This is a genomic window from Shewanella sp. TB7-MNA-CIBAN-0143, assembly GCF_040310065.1.
Lineage (GTDB): Bacteria > Pseudomonadota > Gammaproteobacteria > Enterobacterales > Shewanellaceae > Shewanella.
Genome location: NZ_JBEOPL010000013.1, coordinates 12985 through 32842, shown reverse-complemented (window position 1 = coordinate 32842; position 19858 = coordinate 12985). Strand labels below are relative to the sequence as shown.

19 protein-coding genes are annotated in these 19858 nt (G+C 41.9%); 7 read left to right on the top strand and 12 right to left on the bottom strand.

The genetic code is table 11. The features are described from left to right. Positions 1 to 39: 39 nt before the first annotated feature. A complete protein-coding gene (locus AAEY97_RS11910) occupies positions 40 to 1629 on the bottom strand; it encodes a GMC family oxidoreductase (protein WP_101085258.1) in 1590 nt (529 codons plus the stop codon). 23 nt (positions 1630 to 1652) lie between these two features. Beyond that, the gene (locus AAEY97_RS11905; RefSeq protein WP_101085257.1) at positions 1653 to 2165 is read right to left on the bottom strand and encodes a TAT leader-containing periplasmic protein; all 513 of its coding nucleotides are present in this window, start codon (positions 2163 to 2165) and stop codon (positions 1653 to 1655) included. A 112-nt stretch (positions 2166 to 2277) separates the two neighbouring features. Between AAEY97_RS11905 and AAEY97_RS11900 the strand changes: the two genes are divergently transcribed. The 3 genes from AAEY97_RS11900 to AAEY97_RS11890 all read left to right on the top strand — a co-directional run bounded on the left by AAEY97_RS11900 (position 2278) and on the right by AAEY97_RS11890 (position 4583). Beyond that, positions 2278 to 3291, top strand: a complete 1014-nt coding sequence (locus tag AAEY97_RS11900) for a hydrolase (RefSeq protein WP_192114210.1) — start codon at positions 2278 to 2280, stop codon at positions 3289 to 3291. A 13-nt stretch (positions 3292 to 3304) separates the two neighbouring features. Next, positions 3305 to 3553 carry a YheU family protein gene (locus AAEY97_RS11895; protein ID WP_101085255.1) on the top strand — a complete coding sequence of 83 codons (249 nt, stop codon included), beginning with the start codon at positions 3305 to 3307 and terminating at the stop codon, positions 3551 to 3553. Between the two features lie 133 nt (positions 3554 to 3686). Next, entirely contained in the window at positions 3687 to 4583 is an 897-nt protein-coding gene (locus AAEY97_RS11890; protein ID WP_059744602.1) for a phosphoribulokinase, read from the top strand. Positions 4584 to 4823: 240 nt separating this feature from the next. Here AAEY97_RS11890 and AAEY97_RS11885 read toward each other — a convergent pair whose 3' ends face one another. Beyond that, the gene (locus AAEY97_RS11885) at positions 4824 to 5603 is read right to left on the bottom strand and encodes a tetratricopeptide repeat protein (protein ID WP_502959399.1); all 780 of its coding nucleotides are present in this window, start codon (positions 5601 to 5603) and stop codon (positions 4824 to 4826) included. A 297-nt stretch (positions 5604 to 5900) separates the two neighbouring features. On the opposite strand from AAEY97_RS11885, the gene crp reads away from it, so the two are divergent. The 4 genes from crp to AAEY97_RS11865 all read left to right on the top strand — a co-directional run bounded on the left by crp (position 5901) and on the right by AAEY97_RS11865 (position 9003). Beyond that, positions 5901 to 6536 carry a cAMP-activated global transcriptional regulator CRP gene (gene crp, locus AAEY97_RS11880; protein WP_101085253.1) on the top strand — a complete coding sequence of 212 codons (636 nt, stop codon included), beginning with the start codon at positions 5901 to 5903 and terminating at the stop codon, positions 6534 to 6536. 130 nt (positions 6537 to 6666) lie between these two features. Next, the gene (locus AAEY97_RS11875) at positions 6667 to 7017 is read left to right on the top strand and encodes a PepSY domain-containing protein (protein WP_242445083.1); all 351 of its coding nucleotides are present in this window, start codon (positions 6667 to 6669) and stop codon (positions 7015 to 7017) included. Continuing rightward, positions 6998 to 7672, top strand: coding sequence for a response regulator transcription factor (locus tag AAEY97_RS11870; RefSeq protein WP_101085252.1), 675 nt, complete (start codon positions 6998 to 7000; stop codon positions 7670 to 7672). Before AAEY97_RS11875 ends, AAEY97_RS11870 begins: the two co-directional genes overlap by 20 nt. Then, a complete protein-coding gene (locus AAEY97_RS11865; protein ID WP_182743171.1) occupies positions 7669 to 9003 on the top strand; it encodes an ATP-binding protein in 1335 nt (444 codons plus the stop codon). The genes AAEY97_RS11870 and AAEY97_RS11865 overlap by 4 nt, the downstream gene beginning before the upstream one ends. A 104-nt stretch (positions 9004 to 9107) precedes the next feature. Here the strand turns inward: AAEY97_RS11865 and AAEY97_RS11860 are convergent, their stop codons facing one another. The 9 genes from AAEY97_RS11860 to sspA form a co-directional block, all read right to left on the bottom strand. After that, positions 9108 to 9908 carry a DUF1338 domain-containing protein gene (locus tag AAEY97_RS11860; protein WP_350998996.1) on the bottom strand — a complete coding sequence of 267 codons (801 nt, stop codon included), beginning with the start codon at positions 9906 to 9908 and terminating at the stop codon, positions 9108 to 9110. Positions 9909 to 9977: 69 nt separating this feature from the next. Next, positions 9978 to 11438, bottom strand: a complete 1461-nt coding sequence (gene astD / locus AAEY97_RS11855; protein WP_350998993.1) for a succinylglutamate-semialdehyde dehydrogenase — start codon at positions 11436 to 11438, stop codon at positions 9978 to 9980. Between the two features lie 9 nt (positions 11439 to 11447). Next, positions 11448 to 12467, bottom strand: a complete 1020-nt coding sequence (gene astA, locus AAEY97_RS11850; protein ID WP_101085248.1) for an arginine N-succinyltransferase — start codon at positions 12465 to 12467, stop codon at positions 11448 to 11450. A gap of 117 nt (positions 12468 to 12584) precedes the next feature. Further along, positions 12585 to 13802, bottom strand: coding sequence for an aspartate aminotransferase family protein (locus AAEY97_RS11845; RefSeq protein WP_101085247.1), 1218 nt, complete (start codon positions 13800 to 13802; stop codon positions 12585 to 12587). A gap of 337 nt (positions 13803 to 14139) precedes the next feature. After that, positions 14140 to 15282, bottom strand: coding sequence for an HDOD domain-containing protein (locus AAEY97_RS11840; RefSeq protein ID WP_101085246.1), 1143 nt, complete (start codon positions 15280 to 15282; stop codon positions 14140 to 14142). Between the two features lie 102 nt (positions 15283 to 15384). Further along, positions 15385 to 17874, bottom strand: coding sequence for a S9 family peptidase (locus AAEY97_RS11835; RefSeq protein WP_350998989.1), 2490 nt, complete (start codon positions 17872 to 17874; stop codon positions 15385 to 15387). A gap of 128 nt (positions 17875 to 18002) precedes the next feature. Further along, the gene (locus AAEY97_RS11830) at positions 18003 to 18572 is read right to left on the bottom strand and encodes an aminodeoxychorismate/anthranilate synthase component II (RefSeq protein WP_101085244.1); all 570 of its coding nucleotides are present in this window, start codon (positions 18570 to 18572) and stop codon (positions 18003 to 18005) included. Between the two features lie 97 nt (positions 18573 to 18669). Further along, complete coding sequence (locus tag AAEY97_RS11825; protein ID WP_011638742.1) at positions 18670 to 19140, bottom strand: ClpXP protease specificity-enhancing factor; 471 nt, start codon at positions 19138 to 19140, stop codon at positions 18670 to 18672. After that, a complete protein-coding gene (gene sspA, locus AAEY97_RS11820) occupies positions 19140 to 19769 on the bottom strand; it encodes a stringent starvation protein SspA (RefSeq protein WP_011638743.1) in 630 nt (209 codons plus the stop codon). Before sspA ends, AAEY97_RS11825 begins: the two co-directional genes overlap by 1 nt. Positions 19770 to 19858: the final 89 nt, after the last annotated feature.

Below are 19858 nucleotides of genomic sequence, written 5' to 3'. Positions count from 1 at the left end.
TTGATATACCGCCATGCTACGGCATACCAAGCCGTTCAGTTAGCTAGTTTGAGTCAATTTTTGTGCTAATGCCGTTGCATTTCGAGCCACTAGACCATAAATAGACAACTGCGGATTCGCGCCTAAACTTGTTGGAAATACCGAACCATCCATCACCGATAAATTTTCAAGGTAATGCGAATAACCAAAAGTATCGACCATTGATAGGGTTTTATCTTCACCCATTGCACAACCGCCCATCACATGGGCCGACGCGACAATGGTTTTTAATAAACCTAAATCGGCATTATTGATAGCCTGCTTTGCTTCACTCCACGAATTAAGAAATGACAAGCCATCATGCATCGGCAACACCTTTTTGGCTCCTGCAGCAAATTGTAATTCGGCCATCGACAAAAATGCCCGACGAGCACCATCCCAAAAGCCTTTATCTAAAGGATAATCTAACGCCAAACTCGTATCGGTTAATCTTACCTGACCACCAGGACATTGCTGATTAAAACCATCACGAATAAGCGCAATAGTCACCTGCATTTGGTTAAAGTTAGCCATTAATTGTGCGTGGCTTACACCATAACCAATGGTTTTAGATGCAATCAACACCGGATGTACAGGCGCAACTTCAAGCTTATAACCTAAATCGCCAGTCGCGCCATCACGCCAAACAAATTCATCTGAATAGATAGATTGCGGCGCACCACTGTGACCATTAATTTGTTCTGCAAAAATACCGCCCGATAACAATGACGGATGTAAAAACGTTTTGCCTAATTGCTTATGTGGATCTGGGGTATTAGAACGCATTAATATCGTTGGTGTATGAACTGCACCCGCACTTAAAATATAATGCTTAGCACTAAAAGTAATGTTAACCGATGTCGGCATTAACCCTTCGGTTAATGCCTGCGCCGTTAAACCAACAACTTGATCGCCTTTGTGTTCAAGTTTGATGACCTTGGCGCGAGAAATCAACGTCGCGCCTTTGTCCAAAGCCGCTGGAATAGTAGTCACTAACATAGATTGTTTGGCATTAACGGGACAACCCATGCCACAGTAACCGGTATTCCAGCAACCTTTAACATTACGTTTAATGACGGTGTAATCCCAACCCAGCTTTTCACAACCTTCGCGCAGTGCACCATTGTTTCTATTGGGCTCAAACTGCCACTGCTCAATATTGAGCCGCTGCTCCATCAATTCAAACCAAGGCAGTAAATCTTGCGAGGACAAACCTTTTACCGATTTTTCTTGCTCCCAAAAGGCCAAGGTTTGTTCTGGGGTTCTAATTGAGGTTGTCCAATTGACCGTGGTTGAACCGCCTACCGTTCGACCTTGAAATATACCAATACCTTTATCTGCAGTTTTCATTGCTGCTGCTTGTTGATACAAATTCGGATAAGCGTGGCGCTCTTCCATATCAAAGTGAGTTGATGATTTTAGCGATCCGCCTTCAATCATAATCACTTTTAATCCAGCTTCAGTGAGTATTTCTGCTGCGGTGCCGCCGCCAGCTCCGGTGCCAACAATAACAACATCAGCGTCAAAGTGACGATCCATTTCTAAGGTACTAGCATCGATATGATGCCAGCCTGAACTTAATCCGGTAATAATAGGATCAATAATGGCCAAGGGAGAGCTCCTTACATGAGGGATTAATGCGCGTTATGCACCAAGAAAGTAGGCTTTACATAACGTAAATTGCCCCAATGTTCCGGACAGGCGTAATAACTTGCCATTATCAATTCACGTAATCCGTTATAAGCGGTCGTTAACATGTCCAAATAGTTGTGGCGCCAAAACTCTAACATGTCAATCAATTGCTTTGGTTCACGCATTAACAACGGTGTCATACTGCCACTGAGCAACAATAAGCCGAAGCGTCCTTCAAGCAACTCCAACAATTCCATTAACTCTTGTTGTTGTTCTACAGGCAAATGAGTAATTGATTGTGAAATCGCATCCAATGTGCGATTTATCGCGATTTCTCTATGGCTTGGAACCTCGGGCAATGCACCGTCTAAGAACACTGGCAGCAACACACTGAACAACACTCGATGATGAATATCATCGGTAGAGGTCGTGATGCTAGGTGAATATAAATTAACGCCGAGTGCTATTGCCGCAGTTCCAGCAAAAGCACCAGTAAGAAAGGCACGCCGCTTCATTTACTTCCCCTTGAGTTTATTGTTGTCTCTATTTTTTATGTGGTAGAGTGGCATGAGTAACATTTAAACATACGTTTAAATTTTCACAAACAATTACAGAAATATTCCTTCTATGAAAACCTTGTTCACTCCGCCTTGGTGGGCTGCTAGCCCGCATGTACAAACGATTCTACCATTCATTTTTAAAGTGGCCAGACCAATAACATTTAGGCAACGACAAGAGTTACCCGACGGCGACTTTATCGATTTAGATTGGCTAGGCCAAGCGCAAAATGGCGCGCCTATTTTAGTGATTATCCATGGTCTTGAAGGTAACACAGAATCGCATTATGCACGCAGAATGCTCATCGAAGCAAAAAAAGCCAAAATGTCTGCTGTCGTTCATCATCATCGAGGTTGTTCGGGTGAACCTAACCGCTTAGCTCGCAGTTATCATAGCGGCGATGTAAACGACTTAGCCTACACCTTAGAACAACTAAAACACTACTATCCAGACTCGCCATTGTATGCTGTTGGCTACAGTTTAGGCGGTAATGTATTGGCAAAATACCAAGGCAGCAAACAACAGCATAGCTTACTCGAACGCGCTGTGGTTGTGTCGGCGCCTCTCACGTTAAGCGCATGTGCAAAACGCTTAGAAAATGGTTTTTCAACTCTGTATCAACGCTTTTTAATTAAACGCTTACAAGATAAAATGCTCGAAAAAATTAACACTGCAGAGTTAACCGAGCAAATGCCGATCACTAAAGAACAGCTCAAAATGCTCAATACCTTTTATTTATTTGACGATAAAGTCACTGCACCTTTGCATGGTTTTATTGACGTTAATGATTATTATCAACAATCTAGCGGCCTAGGCTATTTGCAACATATTACCAAGCCCACATTAGTCATCCACGCCAAAGATGACCCCTTCATGACTGATGAAGTGATCCCAAACCAAGCTCAATTGTCGCCTATGGTTGAATACGAGTTGCATCAGTTTGGCGGACATGTAGGTTTTGTTGAAGGTGGCTGGCCTTGGAAACCGCGCTTTTACCTCGAACGTCGCATCATCGAGTTTATACTAACGGCGAGTGATACAGTAACCGAACACGATGCCCACGCTTCTTTAGTCAGTCATTAATAGGAAATACACCATGCTTGTGCCTTATGAAGCGTTACTTTCATTACCTCAAGAAGTACTTCAACGTATGATAAAAGAATATCTGTTATCACAACTTGAAGATGGCAGTTTTAGTGACGCAGACGAGCAACAATTAAGTCGTGCAATGGACCAATGTAAGCTAGCACTAAAAAAAGGCGACTTAGTTGTCGAGTATAGTGAGGATGATGAGTCTATCGCCATTAGACAACGCGAGCATATTTCACGTTCATCTTTCGATTAGTTGTAAAACAAAACAATGGTTTTACCACAAAATGATCACATTGTTACCCGCGAAGAATTGACCCACGGGTGATGATTACCGTATAACTAGTGACTCGATTTTTCGCGTCCACAACTTTACCTAGGCAAATAACATGTCAGCAAAACATCCTATTATTGCTGTAACCGGTTCATCTGGTGCTGGCACAACGACAACCACGACGGCCTTCATTCATATTTTTAGACAGCTGGGTATTAATGCTGCATTCGTTGAAGGTGATAGTTTCCATAATTTCACCCGCGCAGAAATGGAAGTGTTAATTCGAAAATCACAGGCTGAAAATCGAAATCTAAGCTATTTTGGCCCCGAAGCCAATAATTTCAAAAAACTCGAAGAGTGTTTTACCAGCTATGGTGATACAGGCAATGGCCAAACCCGCAGCTACTTGCACACCTTCGATGAAGCGGTGCCATTTAACCAAATGCCTGGTACATTCACGCAATGGCGTGATTTGCCAGCCAATACCGATATGTTGTATTACGAAGGGCTTCACGGTGGTGTGGTGACGGAAGATGCCGATGTCGCTAAGCATGTTGATCTATTGATAGGCATGGTGCCGATTGTCAATTTAGAGTGGATTCAGAAAATTATTCGCGACACAAACGATAGGGGTCATAGTCGTGAAAAAGTAATGGGCTCGATAGTCCGTAGTATGGACGATTACATCAAGCACATGACGCCGCAATTTTCACGGACACACATTAATTTTCAACGAGTGCCGACCGTAGACACCTCAAATCCCTTTAGCGCAAAAGACATACCTAGCCTAGATGAAAGCTTTTTAGTGATTCGCTTTCGCGGCATTAACAATGTTGATTTCCCTTATTACCTCAACATGATCCAAGGCTCATTTATGTCACGCGTTAATACACTGGTTGTTCCCGGTGGAAAAATGTCATTAGCAATGGAATTAATTTTAACGCCATTAGTTAAAGACTTAATGGATAAGCGTATAGAGTTGCAAAACCTTGATGATATCAAACCCGATTAAGTTTGATTTAAGTCAGAACAATTAAGATAGCTGCATCGTGATTTCAAGCGAAATAACGGCAGTTGATGTGCTTGAAGTGCTAATTCCCCCTTTTTGATCTGTTAGTGCATTAAGCACATCAACGAAACCCAAAAAAGTCGATGTTCCAGCACCCACATCAACTTTTATCTCTTCTGATAAACAAGTGAATACACTGACTGATTGATAATAGTAAATGACTCACATTGCTCACTCAGAGCATTACATCAGTGGGATAACTTCTCGATAAGCTTGATTATTCTGATACTGCTTCAAACGTAAAATAAATTCATCGCTGCGCACAATCTCAGGGTTATCTTTCAATGCATCAATCGCTTTTTTCTGGGTATCTATCGCCGCAGTAAAGTCACCCTGTTCTGCATACGCGGCCGCAAGATTATCTAATACCGTCGGATCATTCTGATTATGCTCAAGTAACTTTAACGACATCGATACTGCACGTGAACCATCGCGATATTCCGCTTCAGGGCATGTAGCTAATATCCACGCAATATTGCCCATTGAAACAGCATCTCCCGCAGCACTAAACTGCTCCATTGCTTTACCACAATTACGCACTACGCCATCACCACCAGCAGAATAAATAAACCCTAAACGAAAATGAGCCCACTTATCCCCCTGTGCAACCATTTGCAAATACCATTTCTCGGCAAGTGCTAAATCCCGCGGAATTAATTTGCCGTCAAAAGCTAGGTCGGCTAATGTTTGTTGCGCCTTAATATTTTGCTGTTGCGCAGCAAGATTAACCCAGCTTAATCCTTGCTTGGTATCTTGAGAAACAAATCGTCCGGAAAGGTTCATTAAGCCCAATAGAAATTGTGCGTCTGCATTACCTTGTTTAGCTTTAATCTGAATATGAACCAGTTTACTCGCCGCTTGAGACTCAATAGAGGGCGGGATAACAAATGCTTTTACAGATGAACTAAGTCCACTTAATAAAACAACACAGACAATAACCCCAATTTGACTCAGTTTTTTCACGCATACCTCGACAACTATTTATGAAGCTGATTAAATAACATTAGCTAACTCATGGATCCAATACAATAGACAAATAACATTGGCAACAATTCAATCGTAGTGATGATTAAGACAAATTCACAAAAAAAGTCGACCGCCATCACAAACGAGATAAATTTAATCTAAAATTTAACAAGTTAATATACACTACGCACACTTCTAAATACGATCTCTATCAAAGTTTTCACCGTTTCAATAGCGTAGAATGCTTAATTAGACATTACTTACTTTCATTTTTAATCAATCGAGGAATATCATATGGCTCTGATTGGTAAGCCAAAACCTGACCCAACATTAGAATGGTTTCTTTCACATTGTCACATTCATAAGTACCCAGCAAAGAGTACTTTAATTCACGCAGGTGAAGAGTCTGACACTTTATATTACATCGTCAAAGGTTCCGTCGCTGTATTGATCAAAGATGAAGAAGGTAAAGAAATGATCCTTTCTTATCTAAATCAAGGCGATTTTATCGGTGAACTAGGGCTGTTTGAAGAGCAATCTGAACGTACTGCATGGGTTCGTGCTAAACAAGCATGTGAAATTGCAGAAATTTCTTATAAGAAATTTAAGCAATTGATTCAGGTAAATCCTGAAATCTTGATGAAACTTTCGGCGCAAATGGCCTATCGTTTACAAAGTACTAGTCAAAAAGTAGGCGACTTAGCCTTCCTTGACGTTGCTGGACGTATTGCACAAACGCTATTACATCTTGCAAAACAACCCGATGCTATGACACATCCTGACGGCATGCAGATTAAGATAACCCGTCAAGAGATTGGTCAAATTGTTGGTTGTTCACGTGAAACTGTTGGTCGTATTTTAAAAATGCTTGAAGAACAAAACTTGATCCAAGCACACGGTAAAACGATCGTAGTTTACGGTACACGCTAAATGACAAAAGGCTAACGACGAATCAAGCAAAATGTTTATGTTTAATCATATAAGCTTCAGCTTGATTTAAGCCAAGATACTTAAAGTGGTGTTCATACTCTGAACGCCACTTTTTTATTTTGGAGCGCCCATGAATAGCTTGTTCTTTACAGCAATAAGCAGCTTAATGGCCATCACCATTAATCAACAAGATATTCCCGCAAAAGAACTCCCTCTGGATCATGACTACGTCCAAAAATTGGTATCTTCTGGTAATATACGTTCATTAGATGATTACTTAACTTGGCTATCGCAGTATTGTGATGGTCACTTAATCGACGCCCAGCTTTATCAACATCAAGATAAGTGGCGCTATGATTTACAATTTAAGCTAAAACAAGGGCATGTTGTTAATCTGCAATTAGATGCAGCTAACGGTATGCAGGACTCATTGACTCAATTACCGAGCGAATGTACTAAACATGAAACTGTTACTCGTTGAAGATAGCCCATTACTGGTTGCTGAACTTGAAAAACAACTCAAGCAAGCTGGTTATATTACGGATGTTACAGACAAAGCTATTGAAGCCGATTATTTGATGAAAGAAACAGATTATGACTGTGTCATTTTAGATATCGGCTTACCCGATGGCAATGGCTTGTCATTAGTGACTCAATGGCGTGAACGTGGCATCAGTACCCCTGTCATTATGCTAACGGCTCGCAGTCAGTGGCACGAAAAAGTTGAAGGTTTTAATGCGGGTGCTGATGATTACTTAGGCAAACCTTTTCATACTCAAGAGCTCCTCGCCCGTATTCAGGCACTTATCCATCGTGCCCATGGGCGGGTTAATTCGTCGTCGAAGCAACTATGTTATGCCGGGGTTAATTTAGACGAAAATGAGCAAAAAGTGACGGTAGGCGGACACGTATACGAACTGACGTCGATGGAATTTAGGTTATTGAAAATTTTCTTAATGTCACCAAAGAAGCTTCTTTCGAAACAGCAGCTTACAGATAAGCTTTATCAATTTGATGATGAAAAAGAAAGTAATGTCGTGGAAGTTTACGTAACACACTTACGTAAAAAACTCGGTAAAACCGCTATTGAAACCCGCCGTGGTCAGGGTTATATCTTCCATGGCATTATTGAATGATTTCAATTCGGTTTAAATTAAGCTTATGGCTCAGTGGCTTAATCATTATTGCCACGCTCATAGGTTTATTTTTATTTGAGTCGATGTTGCGAGATGCCTTTCATGACTCCATTATTAATCGTCTTGAAGAAGATTTAGAACACATCATTATCGCCACCAGACTCGATGATGGTGAGATAGTTATCGACCAAAGCCAACTATCCAGTTTTTATAAACCTGCCTATTCAGGGCGTTATTTCCAATTAAATTTGCCCGACCGTACAATTCGCTCCCGTTCACTGTGGGATGCGGAATTACAGATTGAACAGTTACAAGCGCAGCAGAAAAGAGTTTGGCAGGCTAAAGGGCCAAAAAACAATGATATGCAGCTGTTATCTATCGGCATCGGCGCGCCAAACAGCCACAACACAGCAACCTTGACTGTCGCCCAAGATCTCAGTATTGGACGGCGTGTTTTTAGCGAAGTATTTGGCACTAAACTGGCAATTAATATCGGCATGTTATTAGCGATGATTGCCGGTATTTTTATCATTTTACGCCAATCATTTAAACCGGTGAATCAAATCCAAGGGGCGCTGGCTAAATTGCGCGAAGGGGAAATAGCCTCGTTAGCCATTTCACAAATTCCAGCAGAGATCCGCCCGTTAGCCGAAACCTATAATGAGTTATTAGACTACACAGCCAAACAGATTGAACGTAGTCGCAATAACTTGGGTAATTTAAGCCATGGCTTAAAAACCCCATTAGCGGTCATGCAGCAACAAGTTGAAGCGCTCGGGCTCACCCATCCGGATGCCGCTATAGCCATGCAGCAGCAATTAGATTTAGTTCATAAAATGATTGAACGTAAATTGGCTGCAGCGAGGATAACCGGAGACATGCTACCCGCAGCACAACTGGCGGTACCAAAAGATTTTGATAGTTTAATCCAAACGTTACATAAAGTGCATCATCAGCGGAGTATTGATGGCAGCATTGTTAACCCACAACATATTAGTCGTATTCCAATACATCGCGAAGATGGTATGGAGCTGTTTGGCAACCTGCTCGATAATGCCTTTAAATGGGCGAATTCACAGGTTAATGTCAGCGTCGAAGAATTACCTTCGGGAGAGATATTAATTCAGATCGAGGACGATGGTCGAGGCGTAAAGCAAGAGCAAATTGCATTATTAACCTCTCGTGGCACACGACTAGATGAAGCCACTATTGGCCACGGATTGGGCTTATCGATTGTTAAAGAGATATGCGACCAATATGGTTTTGTATTGCAATTTAGTCGTAGTAAGGCATTACAAGGACTTAATGTCAGTATTTTGATGAGCAACTAAGCGTCAGTATATTGATGAGCAACTAAGCTTTTTTGCCTAAAATAACCAATAAAAAAGACCTAATTGATCACTCAATTAGGTCTTTTTTTGTCCATGCATAAACGTTACATCATTGCATTGGTACTTTCGAAAATCTTGTCAGCTGATGCCGCAACAAAACCAGTATAAAGCTGACCATTATCCATTGGATAACGGCGGGCAAATTCATAGAAACAACTTGGAATTTCCACATCGCCATCAGTAAAGTTAACCACCACTTTATCCGCCATGGTAGAAGATTGCTCTAACAAGACTTCTGGCGATCCTTTAATTTCACCGCCAGAGCTATTTAACACAAACCCAGCCTGCTTTAAGGCTTGGTTTACATCTTCAATACGCTCAAACTCAGGCAGATCGTTAATTGAAACCGTAAAGTGATTGGCACGATATCCCAATGCAGCAACCCAAGCAGCATATTCGCTTTCAGCAAGTAAGGCTTGGTATGTTGTTTTATCTACATCCCAATGACGACCAGAATAAATAAAATTATCTGCAGTGGTTGCCGTTTCATCAACCTGATCGATTAAACCATGGATGCTCTTTTGCAACTCAGGGCTAAATTCTTCTACTAATAGCTCAGAAATAAACACCTTCGGCTGCTTTGGATCCGGATGTTCAAAGTGCTTGGCAATCAGTTTTTTCTGCACAAACTGATAATCGCCACTGTCGACATAACCGATAGAGGTAAAGTGTTTAGCCAATACGCTTAAATTCACCTTGGCAATATTAAAGGTGCGCAAAGCGATATGGTCATTGATAATTGGTGCGCCATGGCCTAATAGCTGATGAATTTTCGCCGCTGAAGGCGTCATCTTAATGTAGTCTTGCCATAAGGCAGCAAATAAAGCATTAACGTCAGTATGCATGGTTAAATCCTTCTAAAATAAGGCTGGTGAACAAAATCACCAGCACGGATCATGCGATGAATTTATCAGTTAAATTGATAAACCAGGGCTTAAAGTAGCAGGTAAGCTTACTGAATCAGCTTCCATTGAAGCGACAGGGTAAGCACAGTAATCAGCCGCATAAAATGCACTTGCACGATGATTACCTGATGCGCCAACGCCACCAAACGGTGCTGCACCTGATGCGCCTGTAATCTGCTTATTCCAATTAACAATCCCAGCACGAATGCGCGCTAAAAAGTAATCGTAATCTTCACGGCTATCGGCTAATAAACCGGCAGATAAACCATAACGAGTCGCATTGGCCAAATGAATCGCTTGGTCAAAATCGCTGTAACGCACTAATTGCAATAATGGACCAAAGTATTCTTCATCAGGTAAATCAGCGACTTTAGTGACATCTATTAAGCCTGGAGTGACTAAACCAGTACCAGCTTCAACTTGCACTAACTCAACTAATGAAATACCACCTAATGACTGAAGTGTCGCCTGTGCGGCAACCATGCCACGTGCAGCGGTTTCAGAAATCATCGAGCCCATAAAAGGTTGTGGTTGAACGTTCCAAGCACCTACTTTAATTTGTTTAATAGCCTTTACTAGCTCTGCGATTAACGCATCACCTTGTGCGCCCTCTTCAATATATAAACGACGGGCACAGGTACAACGTTGGCCAGACGAAATATAAGCAGACTGAATAATGTCATGTACCGCAGCTTTGGTATCGGTAACACCTTTAACGATAAGCGGATTATTACCGCCCATTTCTAAGGCTAAAATCTTACCAGGCAGGCCAGCATATTGTTCATGTAAAATATGCCCAGTACGTGAACTACCGGTAAAGAATAAACCGTCAATTTGTGGATGTGACGCTAACGCTTTACCGGTTTCAACTTCACCCTGCACTAAGTTAACCACACCTTGTGGTAAACCGGCTTTGTCCCAACACTTCAGCATTAGCTCAGCCACTTTAGGCGTTAATTCTGATGGCTTAAACACCACGGTGTTACCGGCCAATAATGCTGGCACTATGTGACCGTTTGGCAAATGCCCAGGGAAATTATAAGGGCCAAATACCGCTACCACGCCATGAGGTTTGTGACGTAATACGGCACGTCCTGCTGGCAAATCGTTGGTTTCAGTACCAGTACGTTTGTCATGAGCTTTTGCTGACAATGCGATCTTGCCAATCATAGCGCCCACTTCAGTAGCCGTTTCCCACTGTGGCTTACCCGTTTCTTGAGCGATGGTTTCTGCGATCTCGGCTTTATTAGCTTCTAACTGTGCACGATACGCTTCGACTATGGCTAAGCGAGCTTCATACCCCAGCATAAACCAATCAAACTGCGCCGCACGAGCGGCATCTACAGCTGCATTAACTTGAGAAGCAGTAGCCGTGTTACCTTGCCAAATTACGTCACCGTTGGCAGGGTTTTTTGAATTAATCTCATGACCTTCGCCAGCTAACCACTGACCTTGAATATATTGTGTCATTTCTTGCTCCTACATTGCTAAAACACGAATTTGCTCACCATCGCTCACCAGTAAACCAGCTGCGATTTCAGGGCTGAGCACAACATTATCGTGTTCATCAGAGACCAACAATTTAGCTGCTGACGCACGATAATCAGCAAGCGAGGTGTTGGAGATAATAAAATGATGATCGGCATGTGGCATCTTGCCAACTGAAACGGTCAATAAACGGCTCTTTTTCACTGAGCGGATCTCAGCTAGTGCACATTCAACCGTTGGGCCGCCATCAAAAATATCGACATAATTACGGAACTTAAAACCCTCAGCTTGTAATAAACGTAATGCTGGCTTAGTGTTTTTATGCACTTCACCAATCACTTTTTGGGCTTTTTTAGGCAACATGCAAACATAAACGGGATTTCGCGGCATCATTTCGGCCATAAAGGCTTTTTTGCCTAAACCAGACAAGTAGTCTGCTTCAACAAAATCGATACCTAAAAAGTGATTTTGTAGCCATTCATAAAACGGTGAGTCGCCATGTTCATCACTGACACCACGCATTTCAGCAATAACCGTTTCGCCAAAGCGTTCAGGATGCTGTGCTAATAATAAAAAGCGCGAGCGTGATAACATGCGGCCGTTATTGCCTTTGCGATATCCGTCTTTTAAAAACAGAGTGCACACTTCTGCTGCGCCAGTGTAGTCGTGGCATAATGTGAGGGTTTCAACTTCATTGCGAACAGAAATTTGCTGAGAATGATAGACCTCAGTACCTAAACGGTAATGATAAAAAGCATCTTGCATGCCGACGGCGGCTTCAATACCACAGGTGCCGACAACTTCATTGGTCTTTGTATCTTCAAGTACCATTAAATAACCTTCGTCAAAAGGTTTATCAATTTGCTTGATAAAAGATGCCTCTGCCCTAGCAATCTTCGAACGCAGTAACTCTTCGTTAACTGGTAAAGATGTAAAACCGTGGCCTGACTCAACTGCGATACCATAAAGTGCATCGTAATCACTTGCACGGATAGGACGTATGATTAACATCTTAATCTCCTCATTGCGCCATAAGCGAACCGCGCTGAAATACATTTCAACGCGTATTCACCCAATTGGCGTACCCAAACAAATTAGTGCAAGCTAAGCCTGTACTAAATTTGCAAATTAACCAGCAACCACTTTTGCTACTGCGCGTTCAAAACGCAACAAGCCTTCTGCGATGTCAGCTTCTGGGATCACTAATGAAGGAGCAAAACGCACAACGTTTGCACCAGCCATCAAACTCATAAGGCCTTCAGCAACAGAAGCAACCAAGAAGTCACGGCTACGACCTTCATACTGTTCATTTAATACCGCACCAATTAACAAACCTTTACCGCGCACTTCACTGAATACGTTGTATTTGGCGTTAATAGCCGCTAAACCATCACGGAATAACTGTTCGCGATGTTTAACTCCGTCGAGTACTTCTTTGGTATTCACTACGTCCATTACCGCATTACCAACAGCACAAGCCAATGGATTGCCGCCATAAGTAGAACCATGAGTACCAATTTTTAAATGAGCGGCAATTTTTGCCGTGGTTAGCATTGCAGCAATAGGGAAGCCACCGCCTAGTGCTTTGGCGCTGGTTAAAATATCTGGCACGATGTCAGTACCCATGTAAGCAAATAACTCACCAGTACGGCCTACACCAGTTTGTACTTCATCAAAAATCACTAATGCGTCGTGCTTGTCTGCTAAACGACGTACTGCTTTTAAGAACTCAGGATCACCATTGATAATCCCGCCTTCACCTTGAAGAGGTTCAAGCATGATGGCGCAAGTCTTGTCTGAAATTACCGCTTCAAGTGCAGCGATATCATTAAATGGCACGTGGGTAATACTTTGTGGCTTAGGACCAAAACCGTCTGAATAAGCAGCTTGTCCGCCAACCGTTACAGTAAAGAATGTACGGCCATGGAACGCTTTATCGAATGCGATGATTTGGTCTTTATCTGCACCATGGTTATCTAATGCATAACGACGAGCTAATTTTAATGCAGCTTCGTTCGCTTCAGCACCTGAGTTAGCAAAATAGACGCGCTCAGCAAATGTGGCATTAACTAACTTTGTCGCTAATTCAAGCGCGGGCTCGTTGGTCATTACGTTTGATAAATGCCATAATTTTTCGCCTTGCTCTTTTAATGCTGACACTAAAGCTGGATGACAATGACCTAAACAATTTACTGCAATACCACCGGCAAAATCGATGAATTCATTACCTTCTTGATCCCATACTCGGCTACCCGCTCCACGAACAGGAATAACAGCGGCAGGCGCATAATTAGGCACCATAACTTCATCGAATTGGGCACGGGTTAGATTCATTTCTACACTCATTGCATTTCATCCTTCAGGTTGTAAGCGGCTTGAAAGCCGCTATTTCCGCTGTCTGCTTTATATTCTGTAAGTGCATTAGCGGAAGTTTGTGTTATTTATGCGACATTATTAGCGAAAATGTGATCAAAATACCAGTTCAGTACAATTAACTTCTGCAGGCCTGATTGGCATTCTGCATAAAGATTGAGAAATATGACTAAACAACGCGTTTATTGGGGGGTTATGAAGCATAAATAGTCATAAAAAAAGTTATTTGACTCGAATTTGTGTAGCTATTCATCAAAAGTGAATAATTACACAGATTTAACATTTACGCTTTTGATAGAAAAAGGGCTATTTACAGTAAATCAAGCTTACGAAAATTTTGCCCTTTAAGCCGAATCAGTTCTTGCGCCGAAAACTGATAATAATCAAACATAATGCGTTTCTCTTGTGGATCGATTTGTTGTTGCTCTTCTAACAAAAGCACTTTGGCATAACAACTCGCCTTAGCCACAATGGCGGCATCGACAGACAACTCTGTAAAATGGTAATCGTGGTCGAGCTCTTTTAATACTTGTGTGATCGGTGAATCATCAAATTTAAGTAAACTCAACAGTTGCCAATTCAATCGATGGCTATGGAGTAATACTTGCCCCAATACAGCTTCAGCAGGAAAATCCGTTGCCATAATGGCATCGTAAACTTGTTTTTCTCGACTATGGCTTGCCTCTCGTAACCAAGTCCCCCAAGTGTTATCAAATATACGTCCACTTTGGCTCAGTATAATCGAGGTAGAAAATTGGTACATTAACGCGCAGCTATAAGCCAAACCAGGCTTTTCATTATGCAATTCTGCTAAGGTTTGCGCCGCAATGGCACTGACCATGCTGTAACGCCAAAGCTTGCGGGTTATCCACAATAAATTAGCATTGCCTGAAGGTAACCAGTTACGTAAACAAAAATAAGGGATCAGCAAACGTAAATTTTCAATACCAATGTAGTTAAGCACCAGCTTTATGTCGGTCACTTGAACATCGCCATGTTTAGGCCGTCGGTGACGAGATGCTGGACTATTAATTAAATTGATTAAATCACGTGATAACCAGCTAATACTTTCGATAATCGGTCGAAGTCGATTAATATTCAGGTCAGGATGTAATAATAGGTCGAGCAGTAAAATTTGATTTTCACAAATTGCCGATGCTTCTAATATCATTTGAGGATGAGCTAATTGATGCTCTATCGCATTATTAACCGTATTAGTTAACAGCGCGGACACCTCTAAATACACATTTTTCTCTTTTGCTTGCTTATCAAGGCGCACTTTCAATGCTTTGCGCTCAATATCAAGCTTATTGGCACTCTCTTCTAACTCTTCGTTCAACTCATCAGGCATTGCATTGGCTTTATGCTTACCCACAATAAGTTGTTTATAGAGTCGGCGCTCAATCTCAATGACTTTTCCGGGCCGAACGCCACCTGCTATTGATATTGCCACTCACATTACCTTTTACTGTTTTCATCACTTAATCATAAAAATTAAGGCTTCACAAAGGAAGCCTTAATAGATATTTATTTGTTTTTTTGAACTCAGAGCCGATTACTTCAACTCTTGTTCAAACAGTTTATAAATACGACGATACTGATCTAACCAACTAGAAGGTTGCTTAAATCCATGCGGCTCGACAGGATAGATTGCGGTTTCAAACATCGGCTTTTCTAATTCAATAAGCCGTTGCACCATGCGCACACTGTCTTGGAAAAACACGTTGTCATCTAACACACCACTCATGATCAGTAATGGTTTTTGTAAACCTTGAGCATGCTCTATCGGAGAACTACGCTCATAAGCGATAGGATCAACGTCAGGCGTATTTAAAATATTAGAGGTATATGGCGCATTATAATGAGCCCAATCAGCTACAGGGCGCAATGCGGCCCCTGCTTGGAATAACTCAGGTTCATTAAACAACGCCATAAAAGTAAGGAATCCGCCGTATGAACCGCCATAAGTCCCTACTCGCTGGGGATCTACATTAACATTGCTTGCCATCCAAGCCACACCATCTTTCAAATCTTCAACTTCTGGATGGCCCATATTACGATAAACGGACGTACGCCAATCACGTCCATAGCCTTTCGAGCCTCGATAATCCATGTCCATTACCACGTAACCTTGTTGTGTGAGTAAGTTATTGAACATAAATTCACGGAAGTAACCCGAAAAGCCATAATGGGCATTTTGTAAATAACCCGCACCATGGTTAAACATCACTGCTGGATATTTTTCAGCTTGCTTAGCATCATAACCTTGCGGCAAATAAACTCGTGCATAAATTGGCTCAGCGCCATGAGTTGAAGCTAGCGCGACAACTTGTGGTACTTGCCATGGATATTGTTTAAATGCTGTGCTGGTATAATCGGTTAATTGGCTTATGTCGCCGCCAATAGGTTGAATATATAACTCATCTGGATAAATCGCAGACGAAGCGGTTAATAATAGTGATTGTCCATCAGGGCTTAAACTGTAATCCAATGTACCTAACCACTGGGTCAATTGCTCTGACTTACCACTGGCAATCTCAACACGGTAAACATTATAGCTACCTGGGTGGTCTTTATTGGCACGATAATAAAGATGTTTTGCATCGGGTGATAAAGTCACATTATCAACCACAAATTTGCCATTGGTTAATGCCGATACCTTACCTGCTGCGGTTTTAATATATAACTGTGAAAACCCTGTTTCTTCAGATAAGTAGTACATGCTATCTGTACCTGGTATCCAGCCAAATTGATTAAAATTATAATTTACCCAAGCATCATCATGTAATCTGTGTTCGGTTATCAGCTTACCTTTTTGAAGATCAACACTGGCGATCCAGCGATCTTTGTTGTCAACGGCTTCCAACATCACCAATAATTTATCGTCAGACTCATGCCACTGAATTGCGCTCTGACTCCATTCCCAATCTTGCATTAACTGCACTAAACGCGGGGCTTTTTCGCTGTTATAGGTTTTACCTTTCGCTTGAGCATTTTCAGCTTTAACGCTCGCCAGTACATCCTCATCAAAACCCGTTAAGCCTTCAATGGTAATGTCTTTTTTACTGTGGTCAACAAGGTCGAGTAACACTAAACGTTGACCAGGAAAGACATCTTCGGCAACCCGAGAGCGGGCTGGTACAGGGTCAACATAACCCTCTTGGCCCAAATAATTAGGCATAATGTCGTGTTCTGCACGCCAATCATAATTTTTATCGGTTAACGCTAATACTACGTAGCGTCCATCTGGCGACAAACTCATTTCTGATACCACTTCAGCGTCACCTAAATACCAAGGTTTAGCAGAAAAAGTGGGATCGGCTTTAGCCAATGAGTCGCGGTATTGATCACGCGTCAGGCTGTTATCATGTTCCATGGCAACATATTGAATAAGTCTATGCTGTTGCTTAGCAATAAAGCTACTTGGCTCTTGCGTCGCTTTTGGTTCGTTTTCCATTTGGATCGCGGCAATTTGTTCTACTAGGCCGCTAGACTGGTGCACACGAAAAATATTATTACCTTGCCAGAATGCAAGGTCGCCACCCTTTAAAAAACGTACGCCATTAATTGCATCGTTTTGACGGGTAAGTTGCTTTATTTCACCGTTTGATAAATCTTTTACAAATACGTTACCTTGATAAATATAGGCTTTTTGAGTCTTTGCCTGATCGAAGACACCATTACGTTGATCGGCAAGGTGTAGCTGATTGAGTGCTAGTTTATTTGCTTCAGACTGTCCAATAGCTTGTTGATAAAAATCACGGACCGGAGATTGATGTGCTTGGCGACTGAAATATACCGACTGACTGTCATCGCTCCAATAAGCTCCTTGAGCAAATATGCCCATCCAATCTGGATTAGCCATAATTTGATTAAGTGTCAACGGTTGCTGGGCTTTTGGAGGCTGTGCAAATGGCACGGTCAATGTCGTTGCACTCGGCGTTGTGATAACCATTGTATCGTCAGGTTTAGCCGTGGCAGAACAGCCACTTATCATTGCCAAAGAAAGTGCGCTAACCGCAAAGTTTCGCATAAAGCTTGTCATGGTTATCCCTTTTATTATTTTAAGCGCTATTTATAGCACAAATAGACGCGAGAATTTAGCCAGATTAGTTGCAGAAGTTGTAACAGAATACGTGATAATGAACCCGAAGATATAAATTCGAAAATGCTTTATAAATGCAAAAAGTTATCCAAAAGTTCATGGCCTTGCTGAGTCAAAATAGATTCAGGATGAAACTGGACGCTGTAAATACGTAACGCGTCATGGCTCATCGCCATAATTTCACGGCCATAAATTGGGTCATCAAACCACGCATCCAGACTAAAGCCATGAGGTACATGGTTAATCAACAATGAATGATAACGAGTAACCTGCAGAGGTAATGCTAATTGACGAAATAATCCCTGTTGATTATGTTCAATCAAACTGGTTTTACCGTGCATAACACGCTTGGCACGCACAACATCAACGCCAAACACTTGTGCGATAGCTTGATGTCCTAAACACACACCAAGAATCGGAATTTTACCGGCAAAATGTTTAATAGCTGCAAGTGAAATACCCGCTTCATTAGGAGTGCATGGACCGGGAGAGATTATCAAATGTGTAGGTGCTAAAGCTTCAATTTGTTCAATGCTGATTTCATCGTTACGTTTAACCAGTATCTCTTGCCCAAGAGCTTGGAAGTACTGAACTAAGTTAAACGTAAAAGAATCATAATTATCAATCATCAACAACATTATGGGTTCCAGTTGCGCTATAAATGTTTGTAGCACATCAATTTTAGCTTAAAAAAAACCAGCCTTGCGACTGGTTTTATGTAATGTTAACTAACCGCTACTTCACCACAGTTAAATGGTTTTTACGCTTAGTTTTATCATCAGGCTTTGTCGATTTAGACGATGGTGGCAATGTCGAAGTGTCATCAACAGATTTCATTGATGGCGGTACAGATGATAACTCATCATGTTCACCTTCGATCATATATGCATCTTCCATATCAAACACCGTACCCGCACCGTTTTCACGAGCGTAAATGGCCACGATCGATGCCATAGGCAAAAACACATTCTGTGGTACACCACCAAAACGTGCATTAAACTCTACTGCATCATTAGACATGTGAAGATTAGCCACCGCTCCGGTTGCAATATTCAAGACGATTTGACCGTCTTTGACAAATTGCTGCGGAACCTGCGTACCGTTAACAAATGCATCCACGACTACGTGTGGCGTCAAATGGTTATCCATCAACCACTCATAGTAAGCACGCAACAAATATGGACGATTAGCTGTTATTGGTTTCATTACATGCCCATGCGCATTTCGCGCTCAGCCTCAGTTAGCGATGCCTTAAATGATTCACGTTCAAAAATACGTGTCATGTAAGCACTGATATCTTTCGATGTACGCGGATCTAAGTGAATGCCTAATACTGGTAGACGCCACAATAATGGGCCTAAGTAGCAATCAGATAAACCAAACTCTTCGCTCATGAAGTATGGCATTTCAGCAAATACTGGCGCTAAAGCAATTAAGCTTTCCATTAACTCTTTACGCGCTGCATCAGCCTTTTCACCTTTACGGATACGCTCTACAAGCGCATACCAATCGGTGTCGATTCTGTGCATCATTAAACGGCTTTGGCCGCGAGATACTGGGTATACAGGCATTAATGGAGGATGTGGAAAACGCTCATCCAAATATTCCATAATAATGCGTGATTCGTACAACACGAGTTCACGATCAACCAAAGTCGGTACAGAGTTGTATGGATTTACTTCAAGTAAATCTTCAGGCATCTCACTTGGGTCTACCTGTAAAACATCAACGGTAACCCCTTTTTCAGCCAATACGATACGTACTTGGTGACTATATAAATCATCGGCACCAGAAAAAAGTGTCATGATAGAGCGCTTGTTGGCAGCAACAGCCATTGATACCCTCCAGAATCTAGAAAAAACAAAACAAACGAGGGGCTAAGCCCCCCGTTTACAAAATGCGGATAATGTATATTAACCGTTAT